Source organism: Streptomyces sp. MGP-BFMKR1 (assembly GCF_057766585.1).
Window position 1 is genome coordinate 3,779,845 of the sequence record NZ_CM173408.1, and the last position, 14,535, is coordinate 3,794,379.

10 protein-coding genes are annotated in these 14,535 nt (G+C 75.1%); 4 read left to right on the forward strand and 6 right to left on the reverse strand.

The annotated features are described in order from the left end of the window. Positions 1-198 precede the first annotated feature (198 nt). On the reverse strand, positions 199-2,508 hold the full coding sequence (locus AC3CHW_RS14405; protein ID WP_398608731.1) for an asparagine synthase-related protein: 2,310 nt from the start codon (positions 2,506-2,508) through the stop codon (positions 199-201). A gap of 1,272 nt (positions 2,509-3,780) precedes the next feature. Between AC3CHW_RS14405 and AC3CHW_RS14410 the strand changes: the two genes are divergently transcribed. Together AC3CHW_RS14410 and lhgO are read left to right on the forward strand one after the other, a co-directional pair. After that, a complete protein-coding gene (locus AC3CHW_RS14410) occupies positions 3,781-5,361 on the forward strand; it encodes an NsdA family TPR-like regulatory protein (RefSeq protein WP_398608730.1) in 1,581 nt (526 codons plus the stop codon). 305 nt (positions 5,362-5,666) lie between these two features. After that, positions 5,667-6,872 (forward strand): L-2-hydroxyglutarate oxidase, encoded by a 1,206-nt coding sequence (gene lhgO / locus AC3CHW_RS14415; protein WP_488470694.1) that lies wholly within the window; start codon positions 5,667-5,669, stop codon positions 6,870-6,872. Between the two features lie 159 nt (positions 6,873-7,031). Here the strand turns inward: lhgO and AC3CHW_RS14420 are convergent, their stop codons facing one another. The 3 genes from AC3CHW_RS14420 to AC3CHW_RS14430 form a co-directional block, all read right to left on the reverse strand. After that, complete coding sequence (locus tag AC3CHW_RS14420; protein WP_176163282.1) at positions 7,032-7,295, reverse strand: hypothetical protein; 264 nt, start codon at positions 7,293-7,295, stop codon at positions 7,032-7,034. Between the two features lie 293 nt (positions 7,296-7,588). Beyond that, on the reverse strand, positions 7,589-7,924 hold the full coding sequence (locus AC3CHW_RS14425; RefSeq protein WP_488470695.1) for a zinc-binding dehydrogenase: 336 nt from the start codon (positions 7,922-7,924) through the stop codon (positions 7,589-7,591). An 83-nt stretch (positions 7,925-8,007) separates the two neighbouring features. Beyond that, a complete protein-coding gene (locus AC3CHW_RS14430; RefSeq protein ID WP_488470696.1) occupies positions 8,008-9,549 on the reverse strand; it encodes an eCIS core domain-containing protein in 1,542 nt (513 codons plus the stop codon). A gap of 492 nt (positions 9,550-10,041) precedes the next feature. On the opposite strand from AC3CHW_RS14430, the gene trmB reads away from it, so the two are divergent. After that, positions 10,042-10,887, forward strand: coding sequence for a tRNA (guanosine(46)-N7)-methyltransferase TrmB (trmB, locus tag AC3CHW_RS14435; RefSeq protein WP_488470697.1), 846 nt, complete (start codon positions 10,042-10,044; stop codon positions 10,885-10,887). Positions 10,888-11,535: 648 nt separating this feature from the next. Next, positions 11,536-13,227 (forward strand): PrsW family intramembrane metalloprotease, encoded by a 1,692-nt coding sequence (locus AC3CHW_RS14440; RefSeq protein ID WP_488470698.1) that lies wholly within the window; start codon positions 11,536-11,538, stop codon positions 13,225-13,227. Between the two features lie 98 nt (positions 13,228-13,325). On the opposite strand, the gene AC3CHW_RS14445 is transcribed toward AC3CHW_RS14440, so the two are convergent. Together AC3CHW_RS14445 and AC3CHW_RS14450 are read right to left on the reverse strand one after the other, a co-directional pair. Continuing rightward, positions 13,326-13,970 carry a hypothetical protein gene (locus tag AC3CHW_RS14445; protein WP_488470699.1) on the reverse strand — a complete coding sequence of 215 codons (645 nt, stop codon included), beginning with the start codon at positions 13,968-13,970 and terminating at the stop codon, positions 13,326-13,328. Between the two features lie 120 nt (positions 13,971-14,090). Beyond that, a complete protein-coding gene (locus AC3CHW_RS14450; RefSeq protein ID WP_488470700.1) occupies positions 14,091-14,486 on the reverse strand; it encodes a DUF6193 family natural product biosynthesis protein in 396 nt (131 codons plus the stop codon). Positions 14,487-14,535 lie beyond the last annotated feature (49 nt).

Consider the following 14,535-nt stretch of genomic DNA (forward strand, 5'->3'; position numbering starts at 1 on the left):
TCCGCCCTCGCCGTCGCCCCCGGCGCCACCCGTCTGACGTGCGTCGATGCCGGACCGCTCGCGGGATGGGCCCGGCGGTGCGGCGACCCGGGAGCGACGACCACGAGGCGTTGACCATACGTCGGCTCGGCGCGACCCGCCGTCCCCGTGGCGGCGTGCCGGTGGTGGGAAGGGTGTGGGAGGGGTGGTGAGGGGAGGTCAGAGGCTGGGGCGCGGGACGACTCCGCCCGCCACGGCGCGCTGGCGGGGGGCCGCGCTGCCGGTCCAGCAGGTGCCGCGGCGGGCCAGCAGGCGGCGCAGCCACACCTCGGTGGAGACGAGTTCGGCGATGCCGTCCAGCGGGACGCGTTCGCCGTCGGCGGCGGCGCGCAGCGCCTTGCGCACCACGCGGGCCTCCACCAGGCCCGCGTCGGCGAGCAGCGGGGCGTCGAAGAGCGCGATCAGGTCGTCGATGGCGTGCCGCAGGCCGGCGCGGGCGGCGACGGTGTGGCTGGCGTGCGAGGGCGTGCCCCAACCGGGCGGCAGGTCGCGGATGCCGGCCCCGGCCAGTACGGCGCGCAGGACGGAGGCCCGCGCCCCCGGCTGCACCCGGAGCGCTTCGGGGAGCGCGCGGCAGGCCCGTACCACCTGGTTGTCCAGGAACGGCGCGTGCAGTCGCTGGCTGCGGATCTCGGCGGCCTGCTCGAAGACGCGGTGGTCGGCGGCGTGCCGGGCCAGCGCGGCGTCGGCCCGGCGCTCGCCGGGGCGCCGTAGGAGGACCGGGCGGGCGGCGGCCGTCTCCAGGCGAACCGATACTTCGGCGAGTGCCTCGCCGGTCAGCCAGCGCGCGGCCGGGCCCGGGCGGCACCAGGCGAGGGCGGCCAGCGACGCCCCGACGGCGCCGCCGATGCCGTCGCTCTCCGCGCCGTCGGCCTCGGCGAAGTGGCGGTCGAGCAGCTTGCTGGCCACCGCCTCGACGCCCTCGCGGTAGGGCGTGCGGGCCAGCTTGCGGGCCGCGCGGTAGACGGTGAAGGGGACGAAGAAGGAGTGCGCGGACGGGCCGTCGGCGCGGGCCAGGGCCGTGGCCGGGCGCAGCAGATGCCGGCGGCGCCGGTCGAGGAGCAGGTCGGCGAGGCGGGCCGGGTGGGCGTCCAGAACCTGCCGCGCGCCGTGCCCGACGAGGTGGTCGGCGCTGCCGGCGGAGAGTCTGCGCCGGTGTCGCTCGGCGCTGACCAGGGCGGGGCCCGGTTCGTCGGTGAGCGGGCCGCGTTCCAGGGCCGCGTACGGCAGGGCCTCGGCGCCGGCCGCGACCACGACGTGGTGCAGGCGGGGGTTGGCGGCGATGACGCGGGCGCGTTCGAGTTCGGCCTCGCGGACCCGGCCGGCGATCGTGGCCAGGTCGTTGAAGGTGACGGCGAGCAGCCGCTCGCCGGCCTCCGTGCCGTGCCCGAGCGGGGTGCCGGGCACGCCGGGCAGCCCGGCCGCGAGCAGCGCGAGGGTGCCGGAGGCGCTGCCGCCGGACAGGTCGGCGCCGACGCCGGCGGCGGGCGCGCCCCGGGCGGCGCGCCGCTCGGCGGGGCCCATGCCGGGCACGGGCCCCGGGTCGAGGCCCGGGCCCTCGGCCTCGGGGGCGTGCCGGGGCGCGGCGAGGCGCACCCGTACCGCCTCGATGAGCGCCTCGCGCACGCCCTCCACGGCCTGGCCGGGGTCGAGCTGGGGGGCGGCGACGGCGAGCGAGGCGGTGGGCTCGTAGCCGATGACGTCGCGCGAGCCGCCGCGCTGCGCGCCGCGCGAGCCGGCGTGCCGGGTGCCGTGGCCGGCGTCGCGGTAGGGGCCGTCGCCGTAGGCGGCGCCGTACGCGCCGTCGGCCCGGTGCGCGGTGCCGTACGGGCCGCCCGCCTCGTACCCGCCGGGCCCGTGGCTCCCCGGCCCGTCGCGGCCGTGGGCCCGGCCGTCCCGGTCGAAGCCTTCGGTGGGCGAGCCGCCGCGCAGCACCAGCGCGTGGCCGGGCGGTACCCGGCGCACGCCCTGGTACGGGGTGCCGTCGCCGATCGCCTCGGGTGAGTCGGGGCAGGCCAGCAGGGCGGCGAGGTGGCCGATGTCGAGTTGGGCCTCGATGAGGTCGGCGAGCGGGAGCGCGGCCGTCGCGTACGCCGTGCCGCCTTCCCAGGGTGTGTAGAAGACGGGGCGCGCGCCGGCCAGGTCGCCGGCGATGGTCAGGCGGCGGCCGATCTGGGCGACGGCCGTGTAGCTGCCGGGCCAGGCGGTGAGGTGGCGCAGGGCGCCGCCCCGGGCCGCGAGCAGTCCGGTGCGCAGCTCGTCGTCGCTGGCGCCGCAGCAGCCGAGCACGGCCAGCCGCGCCGCGCCGTCGGCGTGTACGACGCGGACCTCGTCAGGGCGCCAGTCGCCGACGGCCCACAACGGATCGAGGTCGCCCCAGATGAGCTGGGCGCCGACCGGTTGCAGGGCGCCTTTCCGGGCGAGGGAGGGCCCGGAGGCGATGTTGCCCCACCCCACCAACCACCGCATCGCCGCCTCCACAGGCTGTGGACAACTAAGAAGGAGCAGCCATCATGCACAGTAAGCCCGCGCTTTCCGCATCGCCGGAGCCAACACGCGGGCGCCGGGAGCGCGCGGCCACTCCCCCAACGGGCCGGCCACCACCGCGTGGTGCCTCTCCGTCGAGGCCAATGCTGCCACGACCACGCGATGCGGGCGGGACCCGGTACGCGCCCTCACAGCCGAGCCCAGCGAAGCGAGCGACAGGCGAACCCGGGCCCACGCCACCACCACGTCGGGGCCAACTCCCGTCGGAATCCGGTCACTCATGCGCCATCTGGAGGGCCCGCCACCACCCCGCAGCGGGGCCTCTTCGTCACGCTGCGTGCCCGCCGGTCGGTGGGGCGGGGCCGAAGCGGAGGGACCGCGGAGCATGCGGGCGCACGCCCGGAGCGGGTCAACGGGGCACGGCGGCGGGCCGGTTCGGAAGAGGTGACTCCGCCACGGCACGGGCCGCGGGCGGCCGGCGCGGGGGCGGGGCCGGCCGCCGGGGCGGGGTGCGCGGCAGGCGGCGTACGGGCCGCGCGGCCGGGCCCGAGGAGGCTTGCGGGCGAGGGCCGGCCGGGCCTCGATGGCCGCTCGGGCGGCGCCCGGCGGGCGGGGCGACCATGGCCCGAGACGCACGGACATCGATGCCGGCGGGCACCGCGCCGGCCGCGGGCAGCGCCTCGCGGGGCCGGGTGCGGAGGGCGGGCGACCGGTCGTCGCCGGGCGCCTGACCGGCGCGGCGTGGGCCCCGGGTCGACGCTAAGCGGAATCCGTGGCGGCGCGCCGGGCGCCCCGGGCGGGGCGGGACCGCCGGGGATGTAAATCGGCCAATCTCATCGCGGCGTTCGGGGCGCCCTCCACCCCGGCCGGGCCGACCGCCCGGGCCGCGCCGCCGATCGCGGCGCGCGGCGGGGCCGCCGCGGCGGCCCGAGAGGCGTACCACGCCCCCCGGACCGCTCCGCCACCCGCGGGGAATGAGGCGGCGGCGTCCCCCAGCCCACTCAGCCAGCACACAGCGGGCCGACCCACGCACCCCAAGAGAAGCGCTCCCACTCAGGAGCGGGCAGAGCGCACGGCCGGGCGCACGGCCACACATGACAGGAGCACACGCCAGACCTCGCACGCCGTAACGGACCACAATCCCGCCATCCAAGACAGCGCCCCTTAACGGTCGGGATGCAGCGAACTACGCTGGGTTTACGAATGCCCCGTGCCTATGCCGGGGCGGCCGTCGGGTGCTGTCGAGGGGTGCGCATGTCCAGGGAGCTACGCGGGCCGAACGAGAAGCTCGGCACGGTTCTCGCCCTCGCGGGAATCAGCAATGCCGGGCTCGCGCGCCGGGTCAACGACCTTGGCGCGCAACGGGGTTTGACCCTCCGCTACGACAAGACGTCGGTGGCCCGATGGGTGTCGAAGGGGATGGTGCCGCAGGGAGCGGCCCCGCACCTGATCGCGGCGGCCATCGCGAGCAAGCTCGGACGCCCCGTCCCCCTGCACGAGATCGGCCTCGCCGACGCCGATCCCGCGCCCGAGGTGGGCCTGGCCTTTCCGCGCGATATCGGCCAGGCGGTGCGCTCCGCGACGGACCTGTACCGGCTGGATCTCGCCGGTCGGCGCGGCGGCGGGGGCATCTGGCAGAGCCTGGCCGGATCGTTCGCCGTCACCGCCTACGCCACGCCGGCCTCGCGCTGGTTGATATCCCCCGCCGACAGTTCGGTGGCCCGCGAACCGAAGACCGCGCCGCCCACCCCACGCGCCGCGCCCGCCCCGGCGGCCCAGCCCGCCCCGCCCACCTCGCGCGCCCCCTCCACACCTCGCGCCCAGCCCGCCCCACAGGGCCAACCCGCCCCGCCACACGCTCCGCACCAGCCCGCCCACCAGCACCAGCACGCGGTCCCGGGCCAGGACGGCGCGCCGCAGCGGGTCGGGCACAGCGACGTGAAGAAGCTGCGCGAGGCCGCCGAGGACGCCCGGCGCTGGGACTCCAAGTACGGGGGCGGCGACTGGCGCTCCTCGATGGTGCCCGAGTGCCTGCGGGTGGACGCGGCGCCGCTGCTGCTCGGCGCGTACACCGACGAGGTGGGCCGCGCGCTGTTCGGCGCCGCGGCCGAGCTGACCCGGCTGGCCGGCTGGATGGCGTTCGACACCGGCCAACAGGAGGCCGCGCAGCGCTACTACATTCAGGCGCTGCGGCTGGCCCGGGGCGCGGCCGACGTGCCGCTGGGCGGGTACGTGCTCGCGTCGATGAGCCTGCAGGCCACCTACCGTGGCTTCGCCGACGAGGGCGTGGACCTGGCCCAGGCGGCCCTGGAGCGCAACCGCGGCCTGGCGACGGCGCGCACCATGAGCTTCTTCCGGCTGGTCGAGGCCCGCGCCCAGGCCAAGGCGGGTGACGGCCCCGCGTGCGGCGCGGCCCTGCGCGCCTCCGAGGGCTGGCTCGAGCGCTCCCGCGACGGCGACCCCGACCCGTCCTGGCTGGACTTCTACTCCTACGAGCGGTTCGCCGCCGACGCGGCCGAGTGCTACCGCGACCTGAAACTGCCCCGCCAGGTGCGCCGCTTCACCGAACGCGCGCTGGCCTGCCCGACCGAGGAGTTCGTGCGCTCGCACGGGCTGCGGCTCGTCGTGTCGGCCGTCGCCGAACTGGAGTCCGGCAACCTGGACGCGGCCTGCGCGGCGGGCACCCGCGCGGTGGAGGTCGCCGGCCGCATCTCGTCGGCGCGCACCACCGAGTACGTGCGGGACCTGCTGCACCGGCTGGAACCCTACGGCGACGAGCCGCGCGTGGTGGAGCTGCGCGAGCGGGCGCGGCCCCTGCTGGTCGCCCCGGCGTGAACCCGGGCCCGGCCGCACACCAGGCCGCCGGCCGACCGTCCCGCCGTGGCCCTCGCGACGGGACGGACGGGCACGGCCCCGTCACCCGCGCGTCGCCTTTCGCACACCCGGTCGGAACGCAAGCGCCGCTTTGGTTTCGGCCGGTTGTCAGTGGCGCAGGTCATGATGGTGAGCGTCGGTGATGTGGGCGGATGTCGCGGCGGTGTTTCGCGCCGCGTGTGTGCGGATGCCCTGGTTTGTTCGGGCCGCCCGGCCCGCGCGAGCCGGGCGAGCGGGGCGACGATCGGACGCGTAGGGGAGGTGACGTGGTGAGGTACGACGCTGACGTGCTGGTGATCGGGGGCGGGATCATCGGCCTGTCGACGGCGTACGCGATCACGCGCGCCGCGCCGGGCACCCGGGTCGTCGTGCTGGAGAAGGAGGGCGGCCCGGCCCGCCACCAGACCGGCCACAACAGCGGCGTCATCCACAGCGGCATCTACTACCCGCCCGGCTCGCTCAAGGCCGCGTTCGCCCTCCAGGGCTCGGCGGAGATGGTGAAGTTCTGCGCCGAGCACGGCATCGCGCACGAGGTCACCGGCAAGCTCATCGTCGCCACCGACCGCGGTGAGCTGCCCCGGCTGCACGCGCTGGCGCAGCGCGCCCGGCAGCACGCCATCCCCGTGCGCGAGCTGGGCCCCGCCCAGATAGCCGCGCACGAGCCGCGGGTGCGGGGCCGCGCGGCGCTGCACATCGGGACGACCGGGATCTGCGACTTCGGCGCGGTCTCGGCCCAGCTCGCCCAGCTCGCCCAGGACGCGGGCACCTCGGTGCGGTACGGGGCGCGGGTGAAGGTCATCGGCCGGCGCGCGAGCGCGGTCGCGGTCCGCACGGCGACCGGCGAGGTGCTGCGCGCGCGGGCCCTGGTCAACTGCGCCGGCCTGCACAGCGACCGGGTCGCGCGCCTGGCGGGCGACGACCCGGGCATGCGGATCATCCCGTTCCGCGGTGAGTACTACGAGCTGCGCCCAGCCCGCGCCGACCTGGTGCGCGGCCTGGTCTACCCGGTGCCCGACCCCGCCTTCCCCTTCCTCGGCGTCCACCTGACCCGCGGCATCGACGGCAGCGTGCACATCGGCCCCAACGCGGTGCCCGCGCTGGCCCGGGAGGGTTACGACTGGCTGACCGTGCGCCCCGGCGAGCTGGCCCGCACGCTGGCGTACCCGGGCTCCTGGCGGATAGCCCGCCGCCACTGGCGGTACGGCATGGGCGAGCTGCACCGCTCGCTGTCCCGCCACGCCTTCACCCGCGCGGTGCGCCGGCTGCTGCCCGACGTCACGGCCGACGACCTGATACCCGCCCCGGCGGGCGTGCGGGCCCAGGCCCTGCTGCCGGACGGCACGCTCGTCGACGACTTCCTGTTCAAGGAGTCACCCCGCATGGTGCACGTCCTCAACGCCCCCTCCCCCGCGGCGACGGCCTCCCTCGCCATCGGCCGCGAGGTCGCCCGCCGAGCCCTGCGCCACATCTGACGCGCGCGGGTCCCCTCGGGCCGGGCCCGTTCGGCGAGCACGGTCGCGCGTACGGGCACGGGCACGGCCCCGCGTACGGGTGCGGCTCCGCGTACGGCCACGCGCACGGGTGCGGCTCCGCGCACGGGCACAGGCCCGCGTGCGCGTGGGAGAGGCGGGTCAGTGAGGCGAGGTCTCCTGGACGTGGCCGCCACCCACCCGTGGGCCGCGCTCCTCACGCTCCTCGCCGAACGCGTCCCCGGCGGCGCACAGCAGCGTGGTGGCGATGGCCCCGGTGATCAGCCCGGTCAGCAGGCGGGCCCAGCGCGGCCGGGACGGCGAGAGGGTGGGCAGGGGCCGCCGCTCGGGCGGCGGGCTGAACCACAGCGCCCCGCGCCGGGCCCCCACCGGCGCGTCCGGTACGTCAAGTCTCTCCCAGGCCATTCCCTCGCCCCCGTATGCTCGCTTCCTGCCCGCCTCGCCGGCGCACGTGTTCCTGACAAGTGCACCGTCTATGTTCACCTCACGAGGCCACTTTTGTCACAGCCGTCACGCGCATTTCGTACGACGGGTGGGCCCGGTCGCGGTGGTAGGCGCCGGTCGCACGCGCGGTGGGCGCGCTCGCCGGCCATGGCCGGTTCCCCGGCTCGGGCTCGCGTGCCGGCGAGGTGGCAGAAGCCGGTATCGGCCTCGATGACGGCGTCGTTGACCGCGCGGCGAGCGACGGCGGCCAGGGCTCAGCTCGCGTCCACGTCCAGCACGATTTTGCCGCGGGTGTGGCTTTCCTGGACCGCCCGCCAGGCGTCGGCCGCCTCGGCCAGGGGGAGAACCCGGTCCACGGTGACGAGCAGCTTGCCGGAGTCCGCGAGTGCGCACAGCGCGGCGAGGTCGTCCGAGCTGGGGCGGGCCCATACGAGGTGACCGCCCTTCTCGGTGACGGTGGTGTCGACGATGGAGGCGACTCGCCCCGGGTTTCTGAGCACTTCCCGGGAGACAGCCGCCGCGTCACCGCCGACGAAGTCGAGTGCCGCGGCGGCATGGCCAAAGGGTTTGTCACCGAGCGCGCTGATCACCCCGTGGAGCCGCACCTGACGGGCTGTGCGGACAGCCTGGACGGTACGAGCCCCGCGCCGGGCCGCGCGCCCCGGGGTCTCGTTCAGAAGGACTTCTGCCTTGCCCTGGTCTGGCCACCCATCAACTTGTCCATGCGAGCCTTCCTGAATTCCTGCTCGGTCGGCATTCGTTGCTTGCTGGTGTCCAGGTCTGGCAGCTCGGTCATCTCGATGGTCGCCTTGAACGGGCTTGTGGTGGTGAACTCCGTTCCCGCCGGCGGCTGTTCGGGCGCCAGGGTGACCTTGAACCTGGTACCGGGCGGGAAGACCGTCTCACCTTCGCTCTTCTGCACCACGTTGATCGCCGACGACATCTCGCCACCGTGAAACCCCTGCGCGTCGATGCGCAGGTCGACTACGTATACGGGCTTTCCCGGTAGGTCCGGCGTCATACCAAGCCGCCGCGTGGTCGACTCGAACTGCACCGCCGTGTACTCCTTGCCCTCCTCGAACTGCTTGGCGTAGGCAAGGAACTGCTCGCGCGTCTCGAAGGACAGCGTGCGCTGCACCAGCTGCTTGGTCTTGGCGATGCGTGCCAGCCCCTGGATCATGTCGGTCGTTTTACCGGCCACCGAGTACTGCTCGGTGACCTCCCCGCTGCGCAGCGCCTTGTTCCACGCCGCGTACTCGCCGCCCTGGTACCTGTCGAAAAGCTCCGCCTCCCCGTCGGTCACACCCCACTCGGCGCGCAGCTTCTTCCTCAGTAGCTGGACCAGCTCCTCGTCTTTGGTGAGGTCGTGGTTGTGCGTGTCCGCGACCAGCTCGCCCAACGCCTGCTTCTCGGACGGGGTGAGGGCCGCCGACTGGACCTTGAGCACGCGCCCACGCGCTTCCTCCAGCGTCAGCTCCTTGCCCTGGAAGGTCAGCGTCCGCTGCACGGAAGCAGCGTGGCCCGACGCGCCCCCCACCGACGCGCCCCCCACCGCCGCGTCGCCCCCGGACGGCGCCGGGTGAACGGCGCCGGGCCCCTCGATGGCCGGGACCGGGCGGCGCATCACCGCGGCGGCGTTGGACTCGGCCGCGCGCTCGAACCGGTCGGCCGGGTCGCTGACGCGTAGCCCCCCGGAGGTCTCCGTACCGGCCACCGCGCCCTCGCGTTGCTGGATGACATGGGTCAGCTCGTGGGCGAGGGTGTGCTTGTCCGCGCCGCTCTCGCCGACCACGATGTGGCTGCCCGAGGTGTAGGCCCGCGCGTTGATCTCCTGCGCGGAGCGCCGGGCGACAGCGTCGGTGTGCACACGCACGTCGGAGAAGTCCGCGCCGAGCCGCGCCTCCATCTCCGCCCGTAGCGGCTCCTCCAGCGGCCGACCGGACGAACGCAGCACCTCGTGCACCGCTGAGCGCTGCACCGAAGGCGGCGGCGCCTGCTCGTGACCGCTCCCGTCGCCGTCCGTAAGGCGGGTCTCCTCCAGCGCGCGCACCACCGCGGCGTTCCCCGCACCGCGTGGCAGGGCGAGTGGCGCGCCCCTCTCCAGGCCGCCCGCCGCGGGCCGGACGGGCCTCGGCCGGGCCCCGTGCGAGCGGGCGGCCGAGGCGCGGCGCGGCTGGGCGCCCTGCTGCGCCCTGTCGGGCTCGTGGGAACGCATGGGACTTCCCTCCGTCGGCGTGACATGGTCTCCCCCCGCTACGCATACGCCCGTCGCGCGCGGCCCGGAAGGTACGGGCGGACGCCCTCGGGGGAAGTCCTCGTGCCCGGGCCGGCCCGGGACCGTCAGCGTCCGGAGTCCGCCGCCGCGAACGGCCCGCGTCCGCCTCGGGCTCCCGAGCCCGCTCCGACAGGCCACCGCTCCGTGACGGGCTCGACGACGCGGGGCGTACGGGGACGCGCGGGCCGGCAGCACAGGCGGGACGGTGAGCGGGCCGTACGGAATCCGAGGTTCCAGGGGCGCGGGGAGCCGGCTCCGTGGCCGGACGGGGCTGGCCGGGGTGGCCCGTAGAATCGAACCACTGTGTCCGAGAACCACACCGCCCCCCAGCAGCCCACCCCGCATGCCCCACACGTCTCAGGGAGCACGCGCCCATCGGGCGACCCCGACGCGGCCGGTGCCGCGAGCGGGGGCGCGGCGGGGGCCACGCGGATGACGCGGTTCCCCGACGGTCCGGCCGTCGATCCGGCCGGGTCGCACCACGAGCGGCGCATCCGCTCGTTCCGGCCGCGCCGCGGCCGGGTGACCCCGGGCCAGGGTGAGGCGCTGCGCCGGCTGTGGTCCCGGTGGGGGCTCGACATCGACGGGATGCGCCGCCTTGACCTGGGCGAACTCTTCGGCGACCGCGCGTTGCCGGTGGTCCTTGAGATCGGGTTCGGCATGGGCGAGGCCACGGCGCGGATGGCGGCGGCCGACCCCGGCACCGGCATCCTGGCCGCTGACGTGCACACCCCCGGCCAGGGCAACCTGCTCGCCCTCGCCGAGCGCGCGGGCCTGACCAACGTACGGGTGGCCAACGGCGACGCGATCATCCTGCTCCGCGAGATGATCGAGCCCGAGGCGCTGGCCGGGCTGCGCGTGTACTTCCCGGACCCGTGGCCGAAGAAGCGGCACCACAAGCGGCGGCTCATCCAGCCGGAGTTCCTCGCGCTCGCCGCGTCCCGCATGGCCCCCGGCGCGCTGCTGCACTGCGCCACCGACTGGGAGCCGTACGCGGAGCAGATGCTGGAGGTCCTGACCGCCAGCCCGTACTTCGAGAACACCCAGGCCGACGGCGGATTCGCGCCGCGGCCCGAGTTCCGGCCGCTGACCAAGTTCGAGGGCCAGGGCATCGACAAGGGCCACCCGGTGCACGACCTGCTGTTCCGGCGCGTCCAGGCGCTACCGGCCAGCGCCGACGACGCGCACGCCGGGCACGCGGACGAGCGCGCCGGGCACGCGAGCGAGGGCGGGCGGCCCGTTCACGCCGACGCCGGAGACGACCCCGCACGACCGTGAGGGGCCGGGCATAATCCGGAGAGCCACCACTGCCCCCTTCGTTAGGGTCGCCGAGTGCACGAGTCCTCGTCCCCGCACCACCCCGCGCCACCGGACCACGCGAGCCACCACCCGGCCGCGGCCCCTCCGGAAGGGGTGACCGAGGGGGCGCAGCAGTCCAACGCGGTACGGGCCGAACCACCCGCCCCGCGCGAGACCGGCGCGCCACGGCCCGACCAGGACCGGCCGCGACACCCCGCGCCCGCCGAGCCACGCCCCGTCACGCCCCCGCCGGCGGCGGAGCAGCCACAACCCACGACGGAGCAGTCCGCCACGACGCACCCCGCTGCGGAGCAGCCCGCTGCGGCCGAGCAGCAGCCCCAGCCGGAACCCGAGCCTGGGCAGCAACCGCAACCGCAGCCTGAGCCGCAGCCGCAACAGACAGCCGCCCCCGCCACACCAGCACCGGCACCGGCACCGGCACCGGCACCGGCACCGCCAGCCGCACCAACAGCCGCACCACCAGCGCCACCGACCCCGCTCCCGACACCACCGCCGACACCACCGCACGCCCCCGCCCCACCTCCGTACGCACCCGAGTACGGAACCGAACCCCGGGCCGGTCACGGATACGGATACGGATACGGGTATGCGTACGGGGCTACGGCGGTGGCGCCGCACGGTGACGGCAGCGACGGCGGCGACGGCGGTGGCCGGTGGCAGCGGACGTGGGCCGGCTGTCGGGAGAAGTGGGAGCGGATGCGCCACAGCCGGGCGCTGCGCGCCGCCGCGCTGATCGTGCTGCTCTCCCTCTCCGGCCTGGTCATCCTGGCCCTCGTCCGCGAGCAGACGGGCACCGAGGGTTTCCTGGTGGGCCTCGGCCTCGCCATCCTGCCCGTGCCGCTGCTCGTCGCGGCGTTCCGCTGGGCGGATGGCGTGGAGCCCAAACCCTGGCGCAACCTGCTGTTCGCGTTCGCCTGGGGGTCGTGCGCCGCGACGCTCGTCGCGCTGCTCGCGAACAGCCTGGCCACCGACTGGCTGATGACGACGGTGGTCGAGTCCTCGTCGGCCGACCGGGATACCTGGGGCGCGACGCTGGTCGCGCCCGTGGTCGAGGAGACCGCCAAGGCCGCCGCCGTACTGCTGCTCTTCCTCTACCGGCGGCGCGACTTCAACGGCGTGGTCGACGGCGTGGTCATAGCCGGCATCACGGCGACGGGCTTCGCGTTCACCGAGAACATCCTCTACCTGGGCAACGCCTTCGTCAGCGACCAGGAGTTCGGCTACTCGGGACTCCAGTCCACGACGGCGGCGACGTTCTTCATCCGGGCCGTGATGTCGCCGTTCGCGCATCCCCTGTTCACCGCCGTGACCGGCATCGGCTTCGGCATCGCGGCGGCCCGACCGCTGCGGCAGCGCACCCGGCGGGTGCTGATCCCGATCGCCGGGCTGCTGTTGTCGATGGTGCTGCACGGCGCGTGGAACGGTTCGGCGTCCATGGGCGGCTACGGCTTCCTGGCGGTGTACGGGCTGTGCATGGTGCCGCTGTTCGCGCTGCTGACCTGGTTCACGATCTGGTCCCGTGGCAAGGAGCTGCGCACCATCCGGGCCCAGCTCCCCGCGTACCAGGCGACGGGGTGGATAACGCCCCCCGAGCCGATCGCGCTGTCCTCGATGCGGGCCCGGGCCATAGCCCGCGACCTCGCCCGCCGCACCCGGGGCCCGGCGGCGGCGCAGGCGGTGGCGGACTACATCGCGAGCGCCACCTCCCTCGCGTTCCTCCGCCACCGCGCCTACCGCGGCACGGCGGGCCCCGACTTCCCCACGCGGGAACAGGCCCTCCTGGACCGCCTCTGGCAACGCCGCGACATCGCCCAGCCGGCCCTGGCCCACGCCGCCCTCTCCGTCCCGACCCCGCCACCCCCACGGCAGTGGCCGTACGGCCTCCCACCGGGTTACGCCTACCTGCCGGCCACCCCCCTGCACGGCCCAGGCCCGATGCACGGCCCGCCCCCTCTGCACGGCCAGGCCCCGGCATACGGCTGGCCCCCGCCCGGCCCCCACCCCACCCCGGCCTGGCCCCACGCCGCCGCCCCCGCACCGATCCCCGGCTGGACCCCGCCACCAGGCGGGCAGGTCGCCCCAGGGAACCCGGCTGGCCCAGGCGCCCCGGGCCCGTGGCAGCAGCACCCGTACCCGCCGCCGTACGGGGGTCCGCCGTGGGGCGCGCCGCCACAGGGCGCGTACGGGGGTGGGCCCGGCCCGCAGGAGCCGTACGGACCGTACGGGCCTCCGAACGGCAGCGCGCCGGCCGCGCAGCCGAACGCCTGGAACGGGCAGCAGCAGTCGGGGCAGTCGTAGGTTCACGCACTGCGCGAGGCCGGCCGAGCGGCGATGGCGCGGGACGGCGCCAGCCGGGCGGCTGAGGCAACGGAGCCGAGGTGCGTACGGTTATGTGCTCACCAGTCGGTGAGGTCTACCAGGTACCGGCAGTGCGGGTCCTCGACCGCGTCCGAGGTCCGCCATTCGTCGCCGAGCAACGAGGGCAGCGCTGCCAGGAGGGCGGTCAGCGCACCGCCGGGGCGTACGTCGGCGGCGATCACGCCGGGTACGTCGTCGCTGTCCAGGTAAAGCCGCAACACGCCCCCTTCCTTGAACAGGAACCCACGCAGGCCCGCCGCCCCCCGCTCCTGCGCTGGATGGGCGAGGCACCGCAGGAATGTGGCGGCCCAGTCGTCCGTGGTGAACGGTGCCTCTTGCACGTGCGCCGGATCAACCAGGTACAGGTCCATACCCAGGACAGAAGTGACCCTGTTCGACGGGTAGATATGTGTTCCGGTGTGCACCGCGCGAAGCAGACCGACGACGTCGTGAGAAGTCCGCAGCTCGTCGCCAGCGCCCAACGGGATCTCGTACGCCGTCAGTCGCGATGGCTCGCACTCGTTCCTGTCACCGAGGACCACTCGAACCGCCGGAGCCCCGGCAGGGGCGGGTAGAACGCCCCGGACGTGCTGGTCTTCCAACAACGAGGCGTATACGTGGTCCAGCAGCAGGCTGGCTACTTCCCGTTGCAGGTCCTCGATCTCGTGCTCTTCTTCGCTCACCGGACTACTCATTGACCCAGTGTGGGCACTTCTGCATACCGTTGCAGTACGCGGTGATCACACCCACCACCTGGCCGGGTCCCGCGTCGTCACTGGACAGCCCGGGCACCCCGGATGCCCTCATCCTTCGCCCGCACGCCGCGTCCTGCCCTCGTGGGCCGCGAGTTCCTCCGGTGTACCCACGAAGGCGGGCCCGCAGCCGGCGGGTAGGCGCTGGACCACCATGGCGACCGCGTCCTGTGCTGTGGCCGTGGAGCCCACCGTCTCGCCCCGCTCAGGCCCGGAGACCCGGTAGCCACCGTCAGCGTCAGGCTGGACGTACGGAATGTCCCAGGTCCACCGTGGTTCGGTGCACCGGCTGAAGTGCAACTCCATCATCCCGGTCCAGGGGAACAACTGCCGCAGGCGGGGTTCCGCGTAGGCCGCCGCCAGCAGTTCGGCCCGCACCCGCCCGTCGTCGCGCACACTCTGCCAACCCGCTTCCACCATGGCGGCGCTCACCGCATCCGTGTCCACGACGACATCATGCACAGAGCGAGGTAACGCCCCGGAACCGCCGGACTCA